This window comes from Flavobacterium sp. B114r (assembly GCF_056824125.1).
In genome coordinates this window covers 5,207,955-5,233,426 of the sequence record NZ_CP124858.1, presented here as the reverse complement: position 1 = coordinate 5,233,426, position 25,472 = coordinate 5,207,955, and the positions used below count along the sequence as shown (strand labels likewise).

Below are 25,472 nucleotides of genomic sequence, written 5' to 3'. Positions count from 1 at the left end.
TGTTTAACAACAGCTAGCTTTAAAATTTTAAAGCAATTATAAGTTTAAAGCAGAATTATTATTAGTCTCTGATAAAAAAAGCATACTTTGGTATAATGAATTGATTTTTAATGGTATATAATAAATAAAGCTATAATGATAAGATATACAACTCTGATTTTTTTTATATTTCTTGTGACTGGTAATATTAAACATCCCACGCAAATTGTATCGTCAACCCACAGTACATCCAACAAGTCGGGAATTATCACAGGTGCCGATCAGACTGAAAAATATTTGCCGTATCTAAAAGGAAAGCGAATTGGAATAGTTGCAAATCAAAGTTCGATAATTGGCAAGAAAAGTAGTGTCGATAGTTTAGTAAGTCTTGGAATTAAAATTGTAAAAGTGTTTGGGCCTGAGCATGGTTTTAGAGGGAATGCCAGTAATGGAGCCGTAGTGGGTGATGAGAAAGATGATAAAACCGGTATTCCGATTATTTCTTTATATGGTAAAAATGAGAAACCAACAAAAGAACAGCTGGCAGATATTGATCTTTTGGTTTTTGATATTCAGGATGTAGGCTGCCGTTATTATACTAATATCAATACTCTTGAATATGTTATGGAAGCCTGTGCAGAAAACAACAAGGAGCTGCTAATTCTTGATAGGCCAAATCCTAATGCATATGTAGTAGACGGACCGGTAATGACTGATGATAAATTTAAATCAGCTATTGGCATACATCATACACCAATGACTCATGGTATGACAATAGGAGAATTTGCACAATACCTTAATGGCGAAGGATATCTTAAGAAGCAATGCAAAATAAAGATTATAAAAGTTGCCAATTACAGTCATGATATACCTTATGTATTACCTATATCTCCGTCACCAAATTTAAATACACAACAAGCTGTAATGCTTTTTCCTAGCTTATGTATGTTTGAAGGAACAGCAATCAACGAAGGTAGAGGAACGTATATGCCGTTTACTATTTTGGGAGCGCCCGAATTAAAGGGCAAATATTCTTTTTCATACAAACCTGTAAGTATTCCCGGAATGAGTGAGGCACCAAATCACAAAGATGCCGTTTGTTATGGTTTAGATCTTCATAACTATAATATAGACAAATTGCGAAATAGACGTCAGATTAATTTATCATGGCTAATTGAATTATACAATGCTTATCCTGACAAGGCTAGTTTCTTTAATCAGGAAAGAGCCAATACAGGTGTATCACCTTTTGATCTGCGTATAGGTACAGATCAACTTAGAAAACAGATCATCGCAGGAGTGCCTGAAGCTGAAATCAGGAAAAGTTGGGAACCAGGATTGCAGAAGTTTAAGGCTGTACGGGCAAAATACCTTTTGTATACAGATTAATTTGTGATTTTGTACAGAATAAAATAACAAATCTCGCACCTATTAACTCTTGGTAAATTCAAACTTAGACTAGTTTGGTTTAATTATGAAGAAGAAGATTTTTTCTTTACCCAAAATTAAAATGAAAAGCTATTTGAATAAGGCCTGTGCACAATGTTAATGATGTTTTCTTAATAAAACATTTGACTTTTAGGTGTTTATGTCTTCTAATAGAGTATTCACAACTCAATTATACTATCTCTGTTCGTTTGTTTTTTAGTATCAATTGTGCAAAATATACCAACCGAAAGAAAAATCCTTAAAAAATGAAAAATAAGTAATGTTTAAATTGTATGTTGTCAGTGTGTTATGAAAAAGTTTTAAAATAACTTTAAAATAATGCATAAAAAAGATTGGAAATGCGGAAACATTATGTACTTTTGCACCCGCTTTGAGAAACAAGCGAAACACAAAAATAAGAAGACACGTTCGTAGACATATTGAATTGACAGCCGTTTTAACAGAGATGTTAAAACAAAAGAATAAAGAGTAAGATAATCGAGAGATTGAAAAGAACCAATAGAGACTGATTCGAATAACAATACGATCTGAGTAATCAGATCAACAATATACGATGAAGAGTTTGATCCTGGCTCAGGATGAACGCTAGCGGCAGGCTTAACACATGCAAGTCGAGGGGTATAGTTCCTCGGAACTAGAGACCGGCGCACGGGTGCGTAACGCGTATGCAATCTACCTTTTACAGAGGGATAGCCCAGAGAAATTTGGATTAATACCTCATAGTATTATGAAATGGCATCATTTTATAATTAAAGTCACAACGGTAAAAGATGAGCATGCGTCCCATTAGCTAGTTGGTAAGGTAACGGCTTACCAAGGCTACGATGGGTAGGGGTCCTGAGAGGGAGATCCCCCACACTGGTACTGAGACACGGACCAGACTCCTACGGGAGGCAGCAGTGAGGAATATTGGACAATGGGCGCAAGCCTGATCCAGCCATGCCGCGTGCAGGATGACGGTCCTATGGATTGTAAACTGCTTTTATACGAGAAGAAACACTACTTCGTGAAGTAGCTTGACGGTATCGTAAGAATAAGGATCGGCTAACTCCGTGCCAGCAGCCGCGGTAATACGGAGGATCCAAGCGTTATCCGGAATCATTGGGTTTAAAGGGTCCGTAGGCGGTTTAATAAGTCAGTGGTGAAAGCCCATCGCTCAACGGTGGAACGGCCATTGATACTGTTAGACTTGAATTATTAGGAAGTAACTAGAATATGTAGTGTAGCGGTGAAATGCTTAGAGATTACATGGAATACCAATTGCGAAGGCAGGTTACTACTAATTGATTGACGCTGATGGACGAAAGCGTGGGTAGCGAACAGGATTAGATACCCTGGTAGTCCACGCCGTAAACGATGGATACTAGCTGTTGGGTGCAAACTCAGTGGCTAAGCGAAAGTGATAAGTATCCCACCTGGGGAGTACGTTCGCAAGAATGAAACTCAAAGGAATTGACGGGGGCCCGCACAAGCGGTGGAGCATGTGGTTTAATTCGATGATACGCGAGGAACCTTACCAAGGCTTAAATGTAGATTGACCGGTTTGGAAACAGATCTTTCGCAAGACAATTTACAAGGTGCTGCATGGTTGTCGTCAGCTCGTGCCGTGAGGTGTCAGGTTAAGTCCTATAACGAGCGCAACCCCTGTTGTTAGTTGCCAGCGAGTCATGTCGGGAACTCTAACAAGACTGCCAGTGCAAACTGTGAGGAAGGTGGGGATGACGTCAAATCATCACGGCCCTTACGCCTTGGGCTACACACGTGCTACAATGGCCGGTACAGAGAGCAGCCACTGGGCGACCAGGAGCGAATCTATAAAACCGGTCACAGTTCGGATCGGAGTCTGCAACTCGACTCCGTGAAGCTGGAATCGCTAGTAATCGGATATCAGCCATGATCCGGTGAATACGTTCCCGGGCCTTGTACACACCGCCCGTCAAGCCATGGAAGCTGGGGGTGCCTGAAGTCGGTGACCGCAAGGAGCTGCCTAGGGTAAAACTGGTAACTAGGGCTAAGTCGTAACAAGGTAGCCGTACCGGAAGGTGCGGCTGGAACACCTCCTTTCTAGAGCCTCAAGTGTTAGTTGATTTATCAACACGCTGAGGAAAAAAGAAGAAGCTTTATAGGTTTTGATTTTAAGACTATTTTACTCTTGCTGTTAGTTCAAATAATAAATTTTAAGAATAAGAGTGTCTCGTAGCTCAGCTGGTTAGAGTACTACACTGATAATGTAGGGGTCGACAGTTCGAGTCTGTCCGAGACAACTATTTTATGCTTAAAAAGAAGGAAATTTTAGAAGTTGAAAGATTAAGGATCAAATAGTTCATAATTTTTAATTCACGATTTTTAATTTTTAATTAAAAAGGGGGATTAGCTCAGCTGGCTAGAGCGCCTGCCTTGCACGCAGGAGGTCAACGGTTCGACTCCGTTATTCTCCACTATCTTTAAGGAGATAGAATATAGAAAAAGAATATAGACAAAGTCTATTCTCTATTCTCTATGTTCTTTATTCTGAAAAAGAAAAAGTTCATTGACATATTGAGATAAGAAAATAATAAAAAGTAGAAAGCGTTTTTTACAATTTATTGTAAAGAACAAAAAAAAACGGTCTTAATTAATTTTAAGATTGGTACAATAAGCAAAATAAGGGCGTATGGGGGATGCCTTGGCTCTCAGAGGCGATGAAAGGCGTGATAAGCTGCGAAAAGCTACGGGGACGGGCACACACCGATTGATCCGTAGATACCTGAATGGGGCAACCCACTATGTTGAAGACATAGTACACCGATAGGTGGGCAAACCCGCTGAACTGAAACATCTAAGTAGGCGGAGGAGAAGAAAACAAAAGTGATTCCGTAAGTAGTGGCGAGCGAACGCGGATTAGCCCAAACCAATGTTGTTACGGCAAGATTGGGGTTGTAGGACCACGATATTTTATGTACAAGGAACCGGAAGTTACTGGAAAGTGACACCATAGAGGGTGATAGTCCCGTATGGGTAACGAGTATAATAGATAGTGGTATCCTGAGTAGGGCGGGGCACGTGAAACCCTGTCTGAATTTGGCGGGACCATCCGCTAAGGCTAAATACTCCTGAGAGACCGATAGTGAACCAGTACCGTGAGGGAAAGGTGAAAAGAACCGTGAATAACGGAGTGAAATAGATCCTGAAACCATACGCTTACAAGCGGTCGGAGCCCTTTCGTGGGGTGACGGCGTGCCTTTTGCATAATGAGCCTACGAGTTAACGTTGCTGGCAAGGTTAAGTGGTTAAGCCACGGATCCGTAGCGAAAGCGAGTCTGAATAGGGCGCTTTAGTCAGTAGTGTTAGACGCGAAACCGTGTGATCTACCCATGGGCAGGTTGAAGCTGTGGTAACACACAGTGGAGGACCGAACCGGTTGACGTTGAAAAGTCTTCGGATGACCTGTGGGTAGGGGTGAAAGGCCAATCAAACTCGGAAATAGCTCGTACTCCCCGAAATGCATTTAGGTGCAGCGTTAGTTATAAAGTTATATAGAGGTAGAGCTACTGATTGGATGCGGGGGCTTCACCGCCTACCAATTCCTGACAAACTCCGAATGCTATATAATGTTCACTAACAGTGAGGGCTTGGGTGCTAAGGTCCAAGTCCGAGAGGGAAAGAACCCAGACCATCAGCTAAGGTCCCCAAATATATACTAAGTTGAAAGAACGAGGTTTGTCTGCCCAGACAGCTAGGATGTTGGCTTGGAAGCAGCCATTCATTTAAAGAGTGCGTAACAGCTCACTAGTCGAGCGGACGAGCATGGATAATAATCGGGCATAAGTATATTACCGAAGCTATGGATTTACAAGCAATTGTAAGTGGTAGGGGAGCATTCTAACAGGGTTGAAGGTGTATCGTAAGGTATGCTGGACTGGTTAGAAAAGAAAATGTAGGCATAAGTAACGATAATGCGGGCGAGAAACCCGCACACCGAAAAACTAAGGTTTCCACAGCTATGCTAATCAGCTGTGGGTTAGTCTGGTCCTAAGGCGAACCCGAAAGGGACAGTCGATGGCTAACGGGTTAATATTCCCGTACTACTAATTACTGTGATGGGGTGACGGAGTGATGAAAGCGCCGCGAACTGACGGAATAGTTCGTTGAAGTACCTACCTATAAGACCCGCAGGCAAATCCACGGGTTTTGGGGAAATACGATAGTACTCGGAGTCTTCGGACAAAGAGATAGTGCGCCTAAGGGCTTCCAAGAAAAACCTCTAAACTTCAGGTAATTAGTACCAGTACCGTAAACCGACACAGGTAGTTGAGGAGAGAATCCTAAGGTGCTCGAGAGATTCATGGCTAAGGAATTAGGCAAAATAGACCCGTAACTTCGGGAGAAGGGTCGCCCTGAGTAATCAGGGCCGCAGTGAAGAGGTCCAGGCGACTGTTTATCAAAAACACAGGGCTCTGCAAAATCGTAAGATGAAGTATAGGGCCTGACACCTGCCCGGTGCTGGAAGGTTAAGAGGAGATGTTATCTTCGGAGAAGCATTGAATTGAAGCCCCAGTAAACGGCGGCCGTAACTATAACGGTCCTAAGGTAGCGAAATTCCTTGTCGGGTAAGTTCCGACCTGCACGAATGGTGTAACGATCTGGACACTGTCTCAGCCATGAGCTCGGTGAAATTGTAGTAACGGTGAAGATGCCGTTTACCCGCAGTGGGACGAAAAGACCCTGTGCACCTTTACTATAGCTTAGTATTGACCTTGGATAAATGATGTGTAGGATAGGTTGGAGACTGTGAAGTGGCGTCGCCAGGCGTTGTGGAGTCATTGTTGAAATACAACCCTTTGTTTATCTGAGGCCTAACCCCGTTTTACGGGGGACATTGCTTGGTGGGTAGTTTGACTGGGGTGGTCGCCTCCAAAAGAGTAACGGAGGCTTCTAAAGGTTCCCTCAGTACGCTTGGTAACCGTGCGTAGAGTGCAATGGCATAAGGGAGCTTGACTGAGAGACATACAGGTCGATCAGGTACGAAAGTAGAGCATAGTGATCCGGTGGTTCCGCATGGAAGGGCCATCGCTCAAAGGATAAAAGGTACGCCGGGGATAACAGGCTGATCTCCCCCAAGAGCTCATATCGACGGGGGGGTTTGGCACCTCGATGTCGGCTCGTCACATCCTGGGGCTGGAGAAGGTCCCAAGGGTTGGGCTGTTCGCCCATTAAAGTGGCACGCGAGCTGGGTTCAGAACGTCGTGAGACAGTTCGGTCTCTATCTACTGTGGGCGTTAGAAATTTGAGTGGATCTGATTCTAGTACGAGAGGACCGAATTGGACAAACCTCTAGTGTATCTGTTGTTCCGCCAGGAGCATCGCAGAGTAGCTACGTTTGGAAGGGATAAGCGCTGAAAGCATATAAGCGCGAAACCCACCACAAGATGAGATTTCTTTTAAGGATCGTGGGAGATGACCACGTTGATAGGCTATAGATGTAAAGGCAGTAATGTCATAGTCGAGTAGTACTAATAATCCGTAAGCTTATGTACACCCTTTTCTCCCACCGTAAGGTGGGAGAAGAAACTTTCTAAATCAATACTTTTTTCTTTATCTCAGTATGTTAAGATATTGTGTAATGTTGATTAGCAACAGCTAATTACCCATTGCAAAACGGCTTTAAGGTGGTTATTGCGGCGGGGCTCACCTCTTCCCATCCCGAACAGAGTAGTTAAGCCCGCCTGCGCAGATGGTACTGCAGTTATGTGGGAGAGTATGTCGTCGCCTTTCTTTTGAAAACCCTGTTTCTAGCGAAACAGGTTTTTTTGTTTTACAAAATACTGGGATAATGTTTTATAATGCTTTGTAGGGATCAAACGCAAAAGTTGGGGATTACGCAAAAAGATTGGATAATCTGAATAAGAAAAAATCTACTTTTCGTACTCCTCTAAATTGACTTCTAAATGCTTTTACTTTGGCATTAAAAGATTCTGCTGAAGCATTTGTACTTCTATTGTCAAAATAGTTTAAGATTGACTGGTAATTAACCGTTATGGTATTTAAAAGAATATTAAAATTTTTAAACCCTGACTCCTCTACATTCCTGTACCAATGTGCCAGTTTGGTCATCGCAATGTGTTTATTGTTATTATTGTTGTAAATACCTCGTAGTTGTTGGGTTAAACTGTATGCTTTTTTAATATCGGGATATAAGCCAAATAACAATTGGGCTCGTTCGTTTTGTCTTTCGGTCCATTTATCGCGGGATTTATAAAGAACATATCGACTTCTGGCGAGCAACTGTTTTACAGAGTCTCCATTAGATAAAAGATCTGGGAGATAAGTTTTGTTTTCTCTTTTCGCTTGTAATATCAATCGATTCTCAGTATCCATAGCTTCCCAACGATATTTTATTCTAATCTCCTGTAATGCTTCTAGAGCTAATTTTTGAACATGAAATCTATCGGTAACCTGTACCGCTTTTGGAAAACATTTTTTGGAAATCAATTTCATGGAATTAGCCATGTCAAGTGTTATTTCTTGAACCCAACTTCTTTTTTTGTAATTAATTTTACAAATATGTTCAATGACCTGATCTGCCTTTGTCCCTTCAATAATAGCAACTAGGCATCCTTTTTTACCTCTAGCTTCCTTATTGGTTACAATAGTAAAAAGCTCACCCTGAGACAAGGCTACTTCATCAATTGACAAGTGAGTACCTATATTTTCAGGATAAATAATCCACTCATGTGCATGTTCACGTGGAGCCCACGTACTAAAGGAGCTTAAAAATTTTTTGTATTGTCTTTGTAATTTTTTCCCATTGACTCCAAAGAAACCTCCAATGGTACGACAGTCAATAGCAGTTTTATCTATTAATTTCTTTTAAAAAAGCCGCAAACTCTTGAGTCATGCGGGTTCCTTTAGCTACTAAATTCCAATCTCTTTTAACGATCTCACCTGTATTTTTATTAGTCCAGCGACGTCTTTTGATATGTAAATACACGAACTTACCCCTCAGAGGAAAGTCCTGTATGGTAATCTCATCTTGAAAACCCTTTGAGACTAATTGAAGATCCCTAAACTCTTCTGGAGGTTTAGCATTCTCTTCAAAATAGAGGTGTAATATTTCTTCGCTATTAGTAGATGAAACTACTTCAAAATGTTCTACTAAAAAATCAGGAAGCATAAACTTCAAAAGTTCTATAGGGGTCATATAAAATTCTTAGATTACAAAGTTCTTATTTTATTTTGACATTTCCTCCCCAAGCTTTGCGCTTCATCCCTTTGTAGTTTAGGCAAAAAAGATTAGACAATCTGAATAAGAAGATATCCTTTTGCGGTAAACCAGATATAAGTTAAGCTCTCGAAAATCTTTAGTTGGCTTGTCCTTGTACATTCGCTAAAATCCGCTCAATCGAATTAACATTCTAAAAACTATTAAGTCTCACTGCTAAGCTTTTTAAATCCTGTTCAAGAGAACGAATAGTAGCCTGTAGTTCATTTAGCATATTCGCTCTTGAGTGTAAATCGTCTGCGGTGTAGATTCCGCCATCATCAAAAAAGAGTTTTTGTGTTTTAGAATCTATTTTACCATCAAAATTATATTGTGTCCATCGGTTTTTGATACTTTCCTGCAGGTCATTTTCTCCGGAATTGCTAAATTGTGTTTCGTTTATAAGAGTCCATATAGAGTTAGGATATGCTTCGTTTGTATTATCATTGTACCAAATATTCCCCAGTAGATTCCTTTGAAGCCTTAGTTCGATTTTTTTACCTTTTGGAGAAATAGTTAATGCTCCTAATCCCGCACTTAATAATCCGCCTGTTACACCCACTATATTACCGGCATTATTATTTTTTATTAAAACAGTGGCCACAGTTGTTAATGCACCTAAAGTCACAGAAGCTACTGTTAGATTTCTAGTTTTTTTATTGTTGATGTCATCAATATAGTCTGCTAATTTATTGATGCGTTCGCCATTACAATCTAGTTCTGATGCCAATGCATTTATTTCTATAGTTGTAAGCATGAGGCGATCAGTGATTTTTTGTTTTAGGACCAATCTTTTTAAAGTATCTTTTTTTACTTGCAGGTATTCTGCTAAATAAGTTTCAATACCAATAGCCTGGCTGACTAAGAGATCATGTTTGGATAAATGGGCATTTAAAATGCTATCCTGTTTTTGTATTTTATTTTTTGGAGTTTCGAGTTGAGAATAATCATACTGAATGGTTGGCTGACAATAGTTACTTGTTAGATAATTAATTTTTGTACTCTTTAAAACAGTAGAGCAGGAAGAAACAAGAAATGATACTATAATTGATCCGGCAAATATTTTCAATAGTTTCATGTTCGTTTTGTTTGGGTGTTATACATTATCAACTAACTTTTTAGTGGTAAAAGTTAGAGTGATTTAAAGCAGTAAATTTTCAGTTAAACGAAAATACAAATTATAATTTTAATTTTTTCCGTTTCATAATGGCGTATACGAAATAAAAAACAACCCTATTCCATGTAGATTTTTGGTTTACAAAAACTTGCGGTTTTAAAATCAATCAGCTGAAAACTTCAAATTTGTATTTCTTTTCAAGTAAAAAATCAGGCATCATATTTACAATACTTTAAAAGTGGGATTTAATATTTATAGCTGTTTTAAGATTTTAGCATTCATACAGGATATGTCTATAGTTTTGAATGATGTGTCCATGACTGAGAAATTCATTCTCTATACTTTTATCTTCAATTCAGTATTTCATTTATTAATGATGTCGGGAAACAATTCAAAAAGTTTCATGTAGTAATGTTTCATAAGAATATTGGGTTGAAAATTTGATTTTGTTTTAATAGGGAGATTATGTCTCCCTATTTTTTGTATCAATTTCAGAATAAATAGTAGACATTAATTAGATAAATATAATACCATATGAAAATAGAATGTTGGAAAGTCAGAATCAATAACTCCTTAAAATTTGTAATTCCTTTTTTTGTAATGCTATTTTTTTTAGTACCCGATGTGTACAGTCAAAATATCGAAAACACGAAAAGTTCAAAAGCTGTACTAGAAAGACTTATTGGTAAAAGAGCGAGTGAATTTGATTTTACAATTATCGAAAATAAGAATCAATCAGATTGGTTTGAAATAACAACCAAAGGCAATAAGGTAAAAATTCAGGGAACGTCTAATACTGCTCTTTGTTATGCAGCATATAATTTTCTAAGGGATATTGGAGCAGTTATCGTCAGTTGGGAAGGAAACAGAGTCGATTTGCCTACAAGCTGGCCCAAGTATTCAAAAAAAGAATCGACTCCGTTTGAATACCGGGAATATCTAAACGCCTGTACATTTGGTTACACTACTCCTTGGTGGGATTGGAAACGCTGGGAACAAGAAATAGACTGGATGGCATTTCACGGCATTAATCTGCCTACAGCAATGGAAGGGCAAGAAGCAGTCTGGCAGGAATTATGGAAAGAATATGGGGTAACAGACAGTCAATTAGCAGCGCATTTTACCGGACCTGCTTTTTTGCCCTGGCAGAGAATGGGGAATATAAATAGTCTTGAAGGACCATTGCCTCAGGAATGGATTAAGAAGAAAAGCACGCTTCAAAAACAGATCTTGCAAAAAATGAGAGCTCTGGGGATGTATCCCGTAGTGCCTGCTTTTAGTGGTTATGTACCAAAAGCATTTGCAGAGCAACATCCCGAATCAAAAATAAGTGAACTGAAATCCTGGTCCGGTGGAGGTTTTGCGAGTACCTATTTATTAGATTCCAAAGATCCTTTGTTTAAAGAAATAGGAAAACGCTTTATCGAAATCTATACTAAACTATACGGACATTCTGATTTTTATCTGGCTGATTCTTTCAACGAAATAACGCCGCCTGTTTCTGAAGAACACAAATATGACGAGCTTTCAGATTACGGAAAAACAATATTCGAAACTATTAATGAAGCTTCTCCCGGAGCAGTATGGGTGATGCAGGGCTGGCTTTTTGGTGATAATAAAGAATTTTGGACTAAAGAAGCTACCAGTGCTTTTTTAAGCAAAGTACCAAACGACAGAATGATAATTCAGGATTATGCTAATGACCGGTATAAAGTTTGGGAAAATCAGGAGGCTTTTTACGGAAAACAATGGACGTATGGATATGTGCACAATTACGGAGGATCTAATCCTGTGTATGGGGATCTGAATTTCTATAAAAATGAATTGACCAGTTTACTTAAAAATCCAAACAAAGGAAATGTTGTAGGATATGGAGTAATGCCTGAGGGCTTAAACAATAACTCGATAGTTTACGAGTACATCTACGATCTGCCCTGGACGCAAGGTAAGGAACCAATAGCGGACTGGCTAAAAAAATATTTGAAAGCACGATACGGAAAAAATATTTCGGATACTGTTTTTCAATCCTGGCAGTTATTGCTGGAATCAGTATACAGTACCAAGTATTGGGAAACGCGCTGGTGGGATGATAGGGCCGGAGCGTATTTATTTTTTAAAAGACCAACTCTGGAAATAACAGAATTCAAAGGAAATCCGGGAGATAAACAAAAGCTAAAAGAAGCTTTGGATATTTTGAAGAAAGAAAGTGAAAACTTCAATAAAAACAGCCTTTATACTTATGATTTAATAGATGTTTCCAGACATTACTATTCGCTTTGTATAGATGATTTATTGATAGAATGTGTAAAAGCTTATGAACGTAAAGACGTGCCAAAAGGAGATGAATTATTTAAGGAAATAGAGAATCAGGCTTTACGTATAGATAATATGCTTTCGGGACAGCCATTGAATGATTTAAACCATTGGCTGCAATCTGCGTGGGATTACGGAAGCAATACTGAAGAATCAAAACTATATGTGAAAAATGCAAAAACAATAATTACACTTTGGGGAGGAGAAGGACATCTAAATGATTATGCTTCCCGATCATGGCGTGGTATGTATGCAGAATTTTACTGGCCAAGATGGAAAATGTTTTTGCTGGCATTAAGAGAGTCAGAAATCAATAATACTTCATTTGATGAATCGAATGTAAGAGCATCAATAAAAAACTGGGAAGTAAAATGGAGTGAAAGTGCTGCAATGTACAAGCATCGTTAACAGGGATAAATGCAGACCAATAAGGATAATTAAGCAGATGATCTGAATTAAGTCAGTACTTTTTTTGTCAGGATATTTTTGTTTTTAATTCTGATGCACAAAAAAATAAATCGCTGAACCCCTTATTCCTGCTGTGTTTACTAAAAAAATCCATGTTTGTGAATAACCTGTCCATTTGTTAAGAATTCATTAATACTATTTTCGCCTTACTATTTAACCAATTAACCAAATAATAATATGGAAAAACTTAAGCTTTTATTACTAGCCTTTTTTCTGGGCTTCTCAATTAATTCATGGGCACAAAAAACTGAAATATCAGGTGTGGTTCTGGATGAGAAGAGTATGCCATTACCAGCAGCCAATGTGCTCGAAATTGGTACTTCGAATAACATTGTGACAGATTTTGACGGGAAATTTAAAATGACTGTTTCAAACAAAAATGCCACATTGATTATTTCTTTTATAGGATTCGATGAACAACGTCTCAAACTAGATGGTTCAAAAACAAATTACACGATCAAATTAAATTCCGGCTCAACTAATTTAGAACAAGTTGTAGTGGTTGGGTATGGAAAAGGATCGCGTAAAAATCTAACTACATCTGTCGCTTCTATAAAAGGAGATCAGTTAAACAGAGGAGTAATTAGTGATGTGGGTCAAATGCTGCAAGGAAAAGTGTCGGGACTTAATGTTTCAACAAGTGGCGATCCAACAAAACAATCTTCGGTAGTTTTGCGTGGAGTCTCAACATTAAATGGCTCTCAGGGACCTTTTTATGTGGTAGATGGTATTCCTGGTGTTGATATTTCTGTTATCGCATCAGAAGATATTGTTAGTATTGATGTTTTAAAAGATGCTGCCGCTACTGCCATTTATGGTAACCGTGCTGCAAATGGAGTAATCATGGTAACGACTAAAAAAGGAAGTAAAGACAGAAGCCAGATTACGTACAGCAATTATTTTGGTGTTGAGAATGTTTCCAATCAACTTAATATGATGGATGCGAATCAATTGAGAGCATTTACATCAAAAAATAATTTAAATTTTACGCCTGAAAATGATAAGGGAGCAAATACAGATTGGCAAAAAGCAATTCTTAGAAGTTCAGGAGCACAGTCAAGCAGTCATAACCTTTCTTTAAGCGGAGGTGGTGAGCATGGTAATTATTTTGCAAGTGTAACGGCAGTAAACAAAGAAGGAGTTCTTTTGAGCAGTGATTTCTCCAGAATTATTGCACGTTTAGCGGTAGAGCAATTTGCTTTTGATGATAACCTGAAAATTGGTTTGAATGTAACGAACTCTAATACGAAATATACCAATGTTCCTCAGCGTAATACAGCGCTGCAACAATCTGTAAGCCATCTTCCGGTATCACCAATTAGAAATGCGGACGGATCATTTTTCGAAAATTTCGTTCAAACCAGTTATTTCAATCCTGTTGCTTTAATTGAACACGGAGATGATGATACGAAAACAAATAATTTTGTGGGGAGCCTTACAGCAGAATTAAAACTTCCTTATGGATTTTCGTATAATCTAAATTTATCCTACCAACAATTAAATTCATTACACGGAGAGTTTTATGACAGTTATTATCAGCAATACAATAGCTCTGCTTTTTACAATAATCCAGATCCGCCTCAGGTTAAACAATTAGTGAATTTTGGTGTAAACGGATCAGCAATGAGAAATTCTTACCAAAACAGTAATACAATTGTAGAGAGTTTTTTGAATTGGGACAAAACTTTTGGCGATCATAAAATCAAGGCAGTCATTGGTTATTCATGGCAGGAAGATGTTCTTGGAGACGGATTTCAGGCATCAGCAACTAATTTTCCTGTAGATAATGTGAGTTATAATAACCTTGCTTTAAGCAATTATACTTCTGTAAACGGTTATGTTGTAAATTTTGGAGACAGTAAAGCGTATCAAAAAAGACGTTTGATTTCTCAATTTGGACGTTTAAATTACAATTACAAAGACAAATACCTTCTGCAGGGAACCATCAGAAGAGATGGAGGTTCAGTATTTGGAACCAATAATCAATGGGGGTACTTTCCTTCAGTAGGTGGTGCATGGAGAATTGATAAAGAAAGATTTATGAAAGGTCAGAATGTTTTTAGCGATTTGAAACTTCGCGGAAGCTGGGGACAAACCGGTAACTCTTCCGGATTTAATGCCTATACCGCTCAATTTATTTCTGGAAGTCTTGGAACATTCTATTATAACGGACAACAAATTGGAGCTTACGGACCAAACCAGGCAGCGAATCCCGACTTGAAATGGGAAAAAACAGCAACCGCAAATCTTGGTCTTGATTTTACGATATTAAAAGGGAGAGTATCAGGTTCTGTTGATGTGTACGAAAAGAAAACAACAGATATGATTTTTAATTATGCTGTAAATCCCGTATTAGTGCCTGTAGGAACAATTGTAGCCAACGGTGGTAATATGTCGAATCGTGGTATTGAAGGGTCTTTGAGTATTAATGCCATTAAAACTAAAAATTTCAGCTGGTCAACAACTATAAATGGTTCAACAAATAAAAATGAGATTACAAAATTGAAGAACCCATTATTTGTTGGAGGAGATTCAATACGCAGAGTACAGCCAGATGGAGGTGGTCAGACAGGAAGCACGTTACAAATTTTTAAGGAAGGAAAACCATTGGGGCAATTCTTTACGCTTCAGTACGCAGGAAAAAATGCCAATGGTGTTTCCCAATATGTTGCCAGAGACGGCAGCTTAACAACCAATCCTGCCATTGGTACAGATTATCATTATGCAGGAAGTGCGCAGCCTAAATTTTTATTGGGATGGGATAATAATTTCACTTACAAGAAATTTGATTTGAATATCTTTTTCCGCGGAGTATTTGGAAACAAAATTTTCAACGCAACCCGTGCCGATTTATTCAGGCCAAGTACTGCAATGACAACGAATATTCTTGTTGATGCGCAAAATGAATCGCCAAATGATTTAAATGCCTATAAGTATTCAACGCGCTTTATAGAAGACGGAAGTTACCTTCGATTAGATAATTTAACTTTAGGATATGATTTTGGTAAAGTGGGTAAATACATCAAGAAAATCCGTATTTACGAAACAGTAAATAATTTATTTATAATTACTAAATATACAGGAATTGATCCGGAAGTAGAACAAGGAGGAACAGCTCCGGGTGTAGATTCAAATAACTTCTATCCAAAAACCAGAACATTCTTGTTTGGTTTAAACGTGATATTCTAAAAATTAAATTCTAAAAAACATGAAAAATATATTAAAACATATAGGACTTCCAATACTTATGGTTGGTTTATTATGGTCTTGCGACGACCTTGATGTGCCCATTACAACGCAGCTTACACCAGAAGTTTTTCCTCAGAATCCAACACAATATATTCAGACCGCAGGTCCGGTATATACTGCTTTTCGCGGCGAGTATTCCTTTGCATGGTGGTTCACGCAATCATTGAGCACAGATGAATCAATTATGCCGGCAAGAGGAGGGAACTGGTTCGATAATCAGAACTACAGTATGTTGCATTACCACAATTGGACACCGGACAATGGCTGGGTTTCAAGTCTTTGGGATTGGTCGTCAAAAGTGATTGGAACAGCCAATCAGGCGATTTCAATTTTAGATAAAACAATGCCGACAGGTGCTGATAAAGCAACTATGATTTCAGAACTAAAAACCATGCGTGCCATCTCTTATTATATGATGATGGACAGCTACGGAAATGTGCCTTTGGATACCGTTTACGGAGATTTTACTGCTCACGCGAAATCAGATCGAAAAGACGTTTTTAATTTTATCGAAAGAGAATTAAAAAAAGCACTTCCTAACTTAAATCCTGTTGCAGGAGTTACCACTTACGGAAGACCAAATAAGCAAACTGCCAATGCATTGCTTGCAAAATTGTATCTGAATGCTGAAGTTTATACCGGAACAGCACGTTATGATGATTGTATTGCAGCTTGCGATGGCGTTATTAATTCCGGATTGTATGCGATTGAGCCAAGAAGCACTTATCTTCAGATGTTTTATCCTGCAAACGGACCGCAAATGAAAGAGTTTATTTTTGCTGTTCCTTATGACGCTTCAGCAGTAACGGTAGGATATAATGGTCAAATGTATCATGCCCGTTATGATGTGCCCCGTTCTGAAAGAGCAAAGTTTGGAATTCCTTTTACACCAAGTGCACCAAGAAGTACAATTCCATCATTTTATGCCTATTTCAACGATGTTACTGATATTCGTAACAAACAATGGTTAACCGGATTACAATTCATGAATGATGGTGTTACGCCTGTAATGGTAAGCACTACAAAGAAAGGTTACGACCAGTTTTATACAGGATCAGATGGTAGTGCGGCCTATACGTATCAGGTAAATTTAACGCCGGATATTGTACTGCGCCAGAATGCTGCTTTATTTGACTGCGGAAATGATGAAATTGCCTGGAACATGGGGTATAGAAATATTAAGTTTTATCCTGATGCAACGTCAACAAGCCGTAATCAAAATAACGATGTACCGTTTTTACGCTATTCAGATGTTATCCTGATGAAAGCAGAAGCAATTCTTCGCGGAGGTGCCGCAACTTTAGGACAAACACCATTGGCATTGGTCAATATGGTTCGTTCAAACAGAACTACTTCTGCAGCATGGAGCGGTGTTACTCTGGAAGAACTTTATCAGGAAAGAAGTCGCGAATTTGCGCAGGAAGCATGGCATAGAAACGATATGATCCGCTTTGGGAAATATGAAGGATCATGGGGATTCAAAACAAACTCAGATACCTATCGTCGTACATTCCCAATTCCAACCAATGCTTTGGTTTTAAATCCCGCCCTGACACAGAATGCCGGATATTAGGCTATTTCTAAAAGTAAATTGAATAACCGTTGAGTGTAATTATTAAAAAGTTAAATACACAGAAACATAGATTCTAAAGTAAAAAAGAAGGCAATAAGAAACATTTCTTGCACATAGTTCCGTGCATTAAAAATAAGTGAAACGCCTTTTTTGAGAATTTAAAACTATGTTTCTATGTGTTAAAATTAATCACAATCAGCGAGTTAAAACAGATTGCAACTTTATAAAAAGGAGAAGAGGATTAAAATTCCTTCTCCTTTTTTATTAAAAAGCCAGATTGCCAGTGTTGGTTTTTAATACCGCATTTTCAAAATTCAGAAAATCATGGCAACAATTACCGAATACACTTTACACAATTCCCCACAAATAAAAGCGTAGTCCCTATCAATACAATCAGAATAAATGAAATTGGATAAAATTTATAAAATAGGACGTATAGGAATAAGTCTCTTTCTTGTTTTTTTAGTGTCATGTAAAACAGAAAAAAATGCTGTTGCAAAAAAGAAACCATTAGTAGATATGGTCTATCCTCAGCTGGATACCGAAAATTCAAGATGGTTTTTCTTTTCCTCTGCAAGCCGTCCGTTTGGTATGGTAAACTTAAGTCCCGATACAGAAATCAATGGCGATTGGGGAGGCGGCTACAAGTATACAACAGACACAATAAAAGGTTTTAGTCATATTCATGAATGGCAAATGTCCGGCGTTTCCGTAATGCCTGTAACTATTTCCACAGCCAGTAAAAAAGACATTTTTACCAGTTTTTATTCTAAATTCAGTCATGAAACCGAAAAAATAACTCCGGGTTATCATTCCGTACTATTAGATAAATATCAAATTACAGCGGAACTGACCAGTACAAAAAGAGTAGGTTTTCATCGTTATACATTTCCAGAGAAAGAGCAAAAAGCAATTCTTTTTAATCTCAATACAATCTTGGGACCTTGCGATAATACAAACGGAATATTGCAGAAAAATAGTGATGATGAACTTTCCGGATCATTAGTATTGAGTACCAATTTTAGACGTCCGAAACCCTTAACCGTATTTTTTAAAATTAAACTGAATACACCTATTACTTCGATCGAACACGATAACAAGACAAATAATTATTTAATAAATTTAGACAAAGCGGATAAAACGGTATTAATGAAAGTAGGGATTTCCTATACATCAGTAAAAAATGCATCAAATAATATACAGCAGGAATTACCACATTGGAATTTTGATCAGGTAGTTACAGATTCAAAAAACGAATGGAATAATTTGCTGGGCAGAATTGAAGTAGAAGGCGGAACTACAACAGATCAAAGACGATTTTATACAGATCTGTGGCATGCTTTGCAGGGTAGAAAAATGATTAGTGATGCAAATGGCGCTTATCCTGATAATACAGGAGACAAATTCAGAATAGGACAATTGCCTTTAGATAAACAAGGAAAACCTAAATTTAATCAATACAATTCAGACTCATTTTGGGGAGCACAATGGACAATAAATACGCTTTGGGGTCTTGCTTATCCAGAAATTATGGGTGAATTTGTTCAGTCCTTAATGCAATATTATAAAGATGGCGGAATGATTCCGCGTGGTCCATCCGGAGGTAATGATACATTTGTCATGACCGGGGCTTCTACGACACCATTTATTGTAAGTGCTATTCAAAAAGGAATTATAACAGAAGATTTAGGAAATATCTATACCGCACTCAAAAAAAACCATATGCTCAACGGTATTATGGGAAAAGCGGGCTATGAACATACGACGGACATTGGCGGTGGATTAAAATATTATATCGATAATGGTTTTGTTCCTTATCCCATTCCTGAAGGTGAATTTGGAAGTCATCAGGATGGTGCGAGCCAAACACTGGAATATGCTTATCAAGACTGGACATTAGCACAATTGGCGAAGAAATTAAAGCATGATGATGACTATAATTATTTTATGGCAAGAGCTAAAAATTATCAAAATGTTTTTGATACAACAATCGGATGGATGCGTCCAAAAGATGTTAACGGAAAATGGCTTGAAAATTTTGATCCCTATAAATATGAAAATGGTTTTATAGAATCTAATGGCGCACAATCGACCTGGTTTGTACCTCATGATATCAACGGTTTAGTAGCATTGATGGGCGGAAAAGAAAAAGCGGCAGAAAAATTAAACAGTCAATTTCAAGCTTCTCAAAAATTAAAATTTACTTCCGGTACTTCACACGATGCCGAATTACATCCCGAATTCAGCCGTATTCCGATCAATTTTGGAAATCAGCCTTCGATACAAACCTCCTTTATTTTTAATTTATTAGGGAGACCTGACTTAACACAGTATTGGACAAGAAATGTAGTAAAAGAAACTTTTAGTGGTTTATCTCCGGCTACAGGTTATAACGGAGATGAAGATCAGGGATTAATGGGAAGCCTGAATGTGTTGCTTAAAATTGGTTTGTTTCAAATGAATGGAGGTACAGAGGTAAATCCCGAGTACCAGATAGGAAGTCCAATATTTAATAAAGTGTCGATTCAATTAAATCCAAATTATTATAAAGGCAAAAAGTTTGTTATTAATGCCAATAATAACAGTCCGGAAAACATTTATATCAAGGAAATAAAATACAACAATATTCCGGTACAAAATTTCAGTATTTCTCATTCAGCCATTACAGACGGAGGAGAATTAAATTTAGAAATGTCCAAGACACCAAAACACTAAATAAATTAGTTGGGTGATTAATTTTTCAGACATAGAAACATAGATTCTTAGTGTGAAAAAAAGAACTGTTTATTAAAAAAGAAATATCAGATAAAGCAAATGAAATTATCTATTAAAATCATAACTTTTCTAGGAATAGCATTATGCTGTACCCACGAAATAAATGCCCAAAAGCAGCTTCACAATTATGTAGATCCCATGATAGGATCAGAAGGAGTTGGCAGGGTTTTTATTGGTCCATCATGCCCGTACGGAATGGTGAAACCAAGTCCGGATTGCACAGTTAGTCCAAATAGCGGCTGGCTTCCGTTGCCAAAAGAAGTAACAGGATTCAGTCAGGTTCATGTAAGCGGTACCGGTGGCGGGCCAAAGTATGGAAACATTCAAATCATGCCTTTTTCAGGTGCTTTAGATAAGTTAGATCAAACATCTTACAGAGCAGAAGAAATTGTAAAGCTGGGATATTATGAAACCGTTTTCAAAGAAAATAATATCAAAACAGAAATAACAACAGCAGAGAAAGTTGCCTTTTATCGAATTACCTATCCTAAAAACACAGCTAAAAATGTAAAGATTGATCCGGGCTTTTTCTTAGGAGAAGAATCAAAATCGGACGGAAGGGAAGCGCAGCAATTTGTAGGTTCTCAAATAGAAATCGTCTCCGATACAGAAGTTCGCGGTTATAGCAGAATTCGCGGCGGATGGAATAATGGCCGTGCCTATACCGTTTATTTTTGGGCAGTTTTTGATCAGCCAATTGCAAAGTATGTAACCTGGAAAGACGGGAAATTTTACAACAATCAATCTGCTCAATTTGATTCAGGAAAAAAAACAGCAGCATTATTTTCTTTTGGTAACGAAGTAAAACAAGAATTAAATGTAAAAATCGGAATTTCTTTTTTAAGCGAATTAAAAGCAAAAAACAATATCGAAGTAGAAATTCCGCATTGGAATTTTAATACAGTTTTAGCGAGCTTAGAAAATAAATGGGAACAATTGTTAGGCCGTATCCAGCTTTCGGCAGATACATCTGAAGAATACAGAAAAATGTTTTATACAGGTTTGTATCACACCATGATAATGCCGACAGACAGAACAGGAGAGAATCCATTGTGGACAAACGATGAGCCTTATTACGATGATTTTTATTGTATTTGGGACACTTTTAGAAGTTCCAGCCCTTTGATTACACTAATAGATTCCAAACGTCAGGTCGAAATTGTCAATGCCATGCTAAACATTTACAAACGCGAAGGTTATCTGCCCGAAGGCCGCAGCGGAAATGATAATGGCCGTACACAAGGCGGTTCGAATGCAGAGGTCGTTTTAGCCGATGCTTTTGTAAAAAATCTAAAAGGTATAGATTATGAACTGGCTTTGCAGGCCATGCTTAAAGATGCCACAGTACCACCCGGAGGAAATGAGGAAAAAGAAGGCAGGGGCGGATTATTAGATTATCTGAAATTTGGTTATGTGCCCTACGGTACAGATCGAGCAGGAAACCGAACTATTGATTACTCCTATAATGATTATAATATTGCAACAATTGCCAAAGGACTGAACCATACGGATCTCTACAATCAATACATAAAACAAGCCGACAACTGGCAAAATCTTTGGCGCTCAGATTATGTAAATAACGGATCAACAGGTTTTATCATGCCAAAAGATGCTTCAGGGAAATGGCTGGACGATATTGTTTTTGGAGAATCGAAAATTCAAAAGCCAACATTCAAATATACCCCAGTTATCATTGAATCGCCTTGGTACGTGTGCCATTGGTGCGTCTTTTTTTACGAAGGCAATTCCTGGGAATATTCATTAAGTATTCCGCATGATGTTCCCGAACTCGTTCGTAAATCCGGAGGAGAAGCAGCTTTTCAAAAAAGACTTGATACTTTTTTTGATACCAAATTGTATAACGTAGCAAACGAACCATCATTTTTAACCCCGTGTTTGTACCACTGGATCGGGAAACCTTATTTAAGCAGTGACAGAATCAGAACCATTATCAAGGATAATTTCAATAGCTCACATGAAGGCTTGCCCGGTAATGATGATTCAGGAGCGATGTCTTCCTGGCTGGCATTTCATATGATGGGATTGTATCCTAATGCAGGTCAGCCGTATTATTTATTGAATACACCACTGATTAAGGAAACAACGCTGCAGTTAGAAAATGGGAAGTATTTTAAAATCTCGGCAAAAAAAATGAGTGATAAAAACCGATATATAAAATCAGCTTTACTAAACGGAAAGCACTACAGCAAAGCCTGGATTTTACACGATGATGTTGCCAAAGGCGGCGAATTGGTTCTCGAAATGGATTCAAAACCTTCCGCTTGGGGAACTGCAATTTTACCACCAACAAAATAAAGAAGCACAAGATGAAAAACACAATTTTAATCCTTCTTGTGTGTGCCATGCATCAGATAGGAACAGCGCAAAAATACATTCCAACCCTTAAGAACAATACAGAATTAAGCTATATATGTAAACTTCACAGGCAAACGAGAACTTTGACACTTACATCCAGAATAATCAGTGATAAGCTAATTTTCGATTTAGATACCAGAGGTGTAAAAAGCAGTATTGTAACATTGCCGGAAGCATTGAAAAACGGTAATGCCCTCAGTTTTAATCAGGGAGAATACGCACCGGTTTTGAACCTGAGACCAACAGAGACATTTTTTATGATCTCGCAATCTGCTTATCAGGATTTGCTAAAAAACAACAAATTCATCTACAATAATACAACCTATGTGTTAGACGAAAATTCAGTGAATAACAATATTGACATAGAAGGTAAACTACTGGATACTTTACACGTCGTAGCACAGGTTGATGAAACTGAAATGTGGATTGTGAAAAATCCCGAATTTCCGTTGATCTGTAAAATAATTAAAAACCCATTAGGAATAAATTTCACATTAGTGAAAATAGCAGATAATATTAATTGATTAAGTCCCGGCGGGACGACAGATTTATAGGTTTTAATTAATTGAAATTTATTTTTTTTTTCAATTCCAGCGGAATGACATATTTATAGAAAAAATAATGAATCAATATGAAAGAACCCCATCGGGGTGAAATATTAGAATTTGCTATGTCGTTGTGATGATTTTGGTTTTATGAATGTGATATTAATTGCAGGTATAATATGTCGCTCCTCTGGAGCTTTATGTTGCGCATGGATTCTGATTTGTTATAAATATGTCGCTCCTCTGGAGCTTTATTCTGTGTGCGGGATTCTGATTTTGTTATAAAGATATCGCTCATCTGGAGCTTTATTCTGTGTACAGGATTTGATTTGCTATAAATATATCGCTCCTCCGGAGCTTGATATAAAAATGTGATAATAATTGATAAATCCCAGCGGAACGACACATTTATAGTTTTAATGAAATGAAATTGAGATTTTTAAATCCCATCGGGATGACATATTTATAGAAAAAATAATGAATCAATATTCAAGAACCCCATCGGGGTGAAATATTTCGATTTGATATATCTGTTTTCCTAAATTTTCATTGCATAAAAAGATAATTCGAAACTTAAAAAACAATAAATAATACATGAAACAAATCAGCCGTGGAGAATTTATTAGATTATCAGGCCTCACATTAGCGGGAGCATTGGTTAGTGATGTTGTTTTTGCCAATGATATATTTTTCGATCGTAATACAGATAAAGAAGATATTCAATTAATGAAAAAGCTCATTTTCAATAATGATGCGAAGGTTCGGGCTATATTAAACGAAAAACCGGCTGACCCAAATATCAGAGTCAGTAATTTTCGTTTGGTAGCAAATTCAATAACCGTGATGACAGCGTCACTATTAAATCCCGGATCTGAATATTATAAATCCGGACTTGTGTCTGAAAAGTTAAATCGTGCAACCGGCGTTTTATTGAAATCACAATATGCAGATGGCACATTAGACGCCGGAGGAAACAGGCAATCACCTCCTGATACGGCTTTTATCTTAGAATATATTTGTCCTGCAGCAGCCTTGCTAAAGAGAGAAAAACAAATTGATCTGACAGAATTAAGAGATAAATTAAAAAAGTTTATTTTAAATGCCGGCGAAGCTATGACAACGGGCGGTGTTCATACTCCAAATCACAGATGGGTTATTTGTGCCGCTTTATCCAGTATTAATTCCCTTTATCCCGATGCGAGATATATCAAAAGAATTGATCAATGGCTGGCCGAAGGCATTTATATCAATAAAGACGGACATTATTCTGAGCGAAGTGGTGTTTACTCGGCGGTTATTGACAAAGCTTTGATTACAATGTCAAGAGAACTCAACAGACCGGAATTATTAGAAATAGTACACAAGAACCTAATCACTTATTTTTATTATACAGAACCCAACGGCGATTTAGTGACGGTTGATTCCAAAAGACAAGATCAGTTCATGTCCTTAAAAGTCACTAGGTTTTATTTGCAGTATCGCTATATGGCAATTCATAGTCGTAATCCAATATTTGCTTATATGGTAAATGCGATCGAAAATCTGCCGGAATTTACAAATGATATCTTATCAGACTCGTTGGCTTTTTTTATGGAAAATGCAGCGCTTCAGAAACAAATTGCTGTGAATGGGAAGGTTGATGATGATTTTGAAAAGTTTTTTGAAATCTCTAATCTGGCAAGAATCAGACGCGGAAAAACTTCTGTAACACTATTTGGGGGCAACGACCAGCCCGTTCAGATTGTATCAGGAAGATCTTCAAATCCTAATTTTCTAATGTATCGAAAAGGAAATTCAATACTAAAATACATGCGATTGTCTACGTCATTTTTTAGAATGGGATATTTCAGCAGCAACGGTATTGTAAAAGAAGGGAATAAGTACATTTTGAAAGAAATCAAAGAAGCAGATTATTATCAGCCTCTTGCCCCGGAATTTCGCAAAGCAGATGGAGATTATAAATTATCTGAATCGCTGGACGGTAGGTTCTGGAATAAAATGGATTTTGATTCGAGAATAAAAAGCAATGTAAAAAAGCAAATCACAACAATCGAAATTACTGAAAACAACGGAGCATTAAGTTTAGATTTTAAAGTAGAGGGCCCGCCAAATGTCGAAGTGACTATTGAAATGTGTTTTAATGAAGAAACTACAATTAAGGGAGACATAACAGAGGAAAAAAATAACTATTTCCTTAAATCCGGCATTGGAGAAATTGTTATGGCGGGAGATACAATACAATTTGGTCCGGGAAAATGTGAACATTTAAACGTAGAAAATTTAGATAGTGAAGAATATACCTATCATCAGGGAACCCTTAGAACTAGTGGAAAACGTATTTATATAACAGGATTTACACCATTTCATCACAAAATGAATCTATTTTAA

11 protein-coding genes, 2 tRNA genes and 3 rRNA genes are annotated in these 25,472 nt (G+C 37.7%); 13 read left to right on the top strand and 3 right to left on the bottom strand.

Annotated features, from left to right (window positions below; all coding sequences use genetic code 11):
* Positions 1–135: 135 nt before the first annotated feature.
* The 6 genes from QLQ94_RS21725 to rrf all read left to right on the top strand — a co-directional run bounded on the left by QLQ94_RS21725 (position 136) and on the right by rrf (position 7,182).
* On the top strand, positions 136–1,368 hold the full coding sequence (locus tag QLQ94_RS21725) for an exo-beta-N-acetylmuramidase NamZ family protein (protein WP_427403118.1): 1,233 nt from the start codon (positions 136–138) through the stop codon (positions 1,366–1,368).
* Positions 1,369–1,978: 610 nt separating this feature from the next.
* A 16S ribosomal RNA gene (locus QLQ94_RS21720) occupies positions 1,979–3,492 on the top strand.
* Between the two features lie 126 nt (positions 3,493–3,618).
* Positions 3,619–3,692, top strand: a tRNA-Ile gene (locus QLQ94_RS21715).
* Between the two features lie 100 nt (positions 3,693–3,792).
* Positions 3,793–3,866, top strand: a tRNA-Ala gene (locus QLQ94_RS21710).
* A gap of 194 nt (positions 3,867–4,060) precedes the next feature.
* A 23S ribosomal RNA gene (locus tag QLQ94_RS21705) occupies positions 4,061–6,944 on the top strand.
* A 128-nt stretch (positions 6,945–7,072) separates the two neighbouring features.
* A 5S ribosomal RNA gene (gene rrf / locus QLQ94_RS21700) occupies positions 7,073–7,182 on the top strand.
* Together the 16S, 23S and 5S rRNA genes with 2 tRNA genes alongside form the textbook arrangement of a ribosomal RNA operon.
* A 102-nt stretch (positions 7,183–7,284) precedes the next feature.
* On the opposite strand, the gene QLQ94_RS21695 is transcribed toward rrf, so the two are convergent.
* The 3 genes from QLQ94_RS21695 to QLQ94_RS21685 form a co-directional block, all read right to left on the bottom strand.
* A complete protein-coding gene (locus QLQ94_RS21695) occupies positions 7,285–8,238 on the bottom strand; it encodes an ISAon1 family transposase (protein ID WP_482499945.1) in 954 nt (317 codons plus the stop codon).
* 22 nt (positions 8,239–8,260) lie between these two features.
* Complete coding sequence (locus tag QLQ94_RS21690) at positions 8,261–8,608, bottom strand: ISAon1 family transposase N-terminal region protein (protein WP_482498407.1); 348 nt, start codon at positions 8,606–8,608, stop codon at positions 8,261–8,263.
* A 214-nt stretch (positions 8,609–8,822) separates the two neighbouring features.
* Positions 8,823–9,746, bottom strand: a complete 924-nt coding sequence (locus QLQ94_RS21685; protein WP_482498506.1) for a hypothetical protein — start codon at positions 9,744–9,746, stop codon at positions 8,823–8,825.
* Between the two features lie 573 nt (positions 9,747–10,319).
* On the opposite strand from QLQ94_RS21685, the gene QLQ94_RS21680 reads away from it, so the two are divergent.
* The 7 genes from QLQ94_RS21680 to QLQ94_RS21650 all read left to right on the top strand — a co-directional run bounded on the left by QLQ94_RS21680 (position 10,320) and on the right by QLQ94_RS21650 (position 25,472).
* Positions 10,320–12,506 (top strand): alpha-N-acetylglucosaminidase, encoded by a 2,187-nt coding sequence (locus QLQ94_RS21680; RefSeq protein WP_427402765.1) that lies wholly within the window; start codon positions 10,320–10,322, stop codon positions 12,504–12,506.
* 237 nt (positions 12,507–12,743) lie between these two features.
* Positions 12,744–15,755 (top strand): SusC/RagA family TonB-linked outer membrane protein, encoded by a 3,012-nt coding sequence (locus tag QLQ94_RS21675; RefSeq protein WP_271335971.1) that lies wholly within the window; start codon positions 12,744–12,746, stop codon positions 15,753–15,755.
* A 19-nt stretch (positions 15,756–15,774) separates the two neighbouring features.
* Positions 15,775–17,388: a RagB/SusD family nutrient uptake outer membrane protein gene (locus QLQ94_RS21670; protein WP_271335972.1), complete on the top strand. Its 1,614-nt coding sequence runs from the start codon at positions 15,775–15,777 to the stop codon at positions 17,386–17,388.
* Positions 17,389–17,790: 402 nt separating this feature from the next.
* Complete coding sequence (locus QLQ94_RS21665; protein WP_482498504.1) at positions 17,791–20,103, top strand: GH92 family glycosyl hydrolase; 2,313 nt, start codon at positions 17,791–17,793, stop codon at positions 20,101–20,103.
* A 99-nt stretch (positions 20,104–20,202) separates the two neighbouring features.
* Complete coding sequence (locus QLQ94_RS21660) at positions 20,203–22,479, top strand: GH92 family glycosyl hydrolase (RefSeq protein ID WP_271335974.1); 2,277 nt, start codon at positions 20,203–20,205, stop codon at positions 22,477–22,479.
* Between the two features lie 11 nt (positions 22,480–22,490).
* Positions 22,491–23,063: a hypothetical protein gene (locus QLQ94_RS21655; RefSeq protein ID WP_271335975.1), complete on the top strand. Its 573-nt coding sequence runs from the start codon at positions 22,491–22,493 to the stop codon at positions 23,061–23,063.
* Between the two features lie 615 nt (positions 23,064–23,678).
* A complete protein-coding gene (locus QLQ94_RS21650; protein ID WP_271335976.1) occupies positions 23,679–25,472 on the top strand; it encodes a hypothetical protein in 1,794 nt (597 codons plus the stop codon).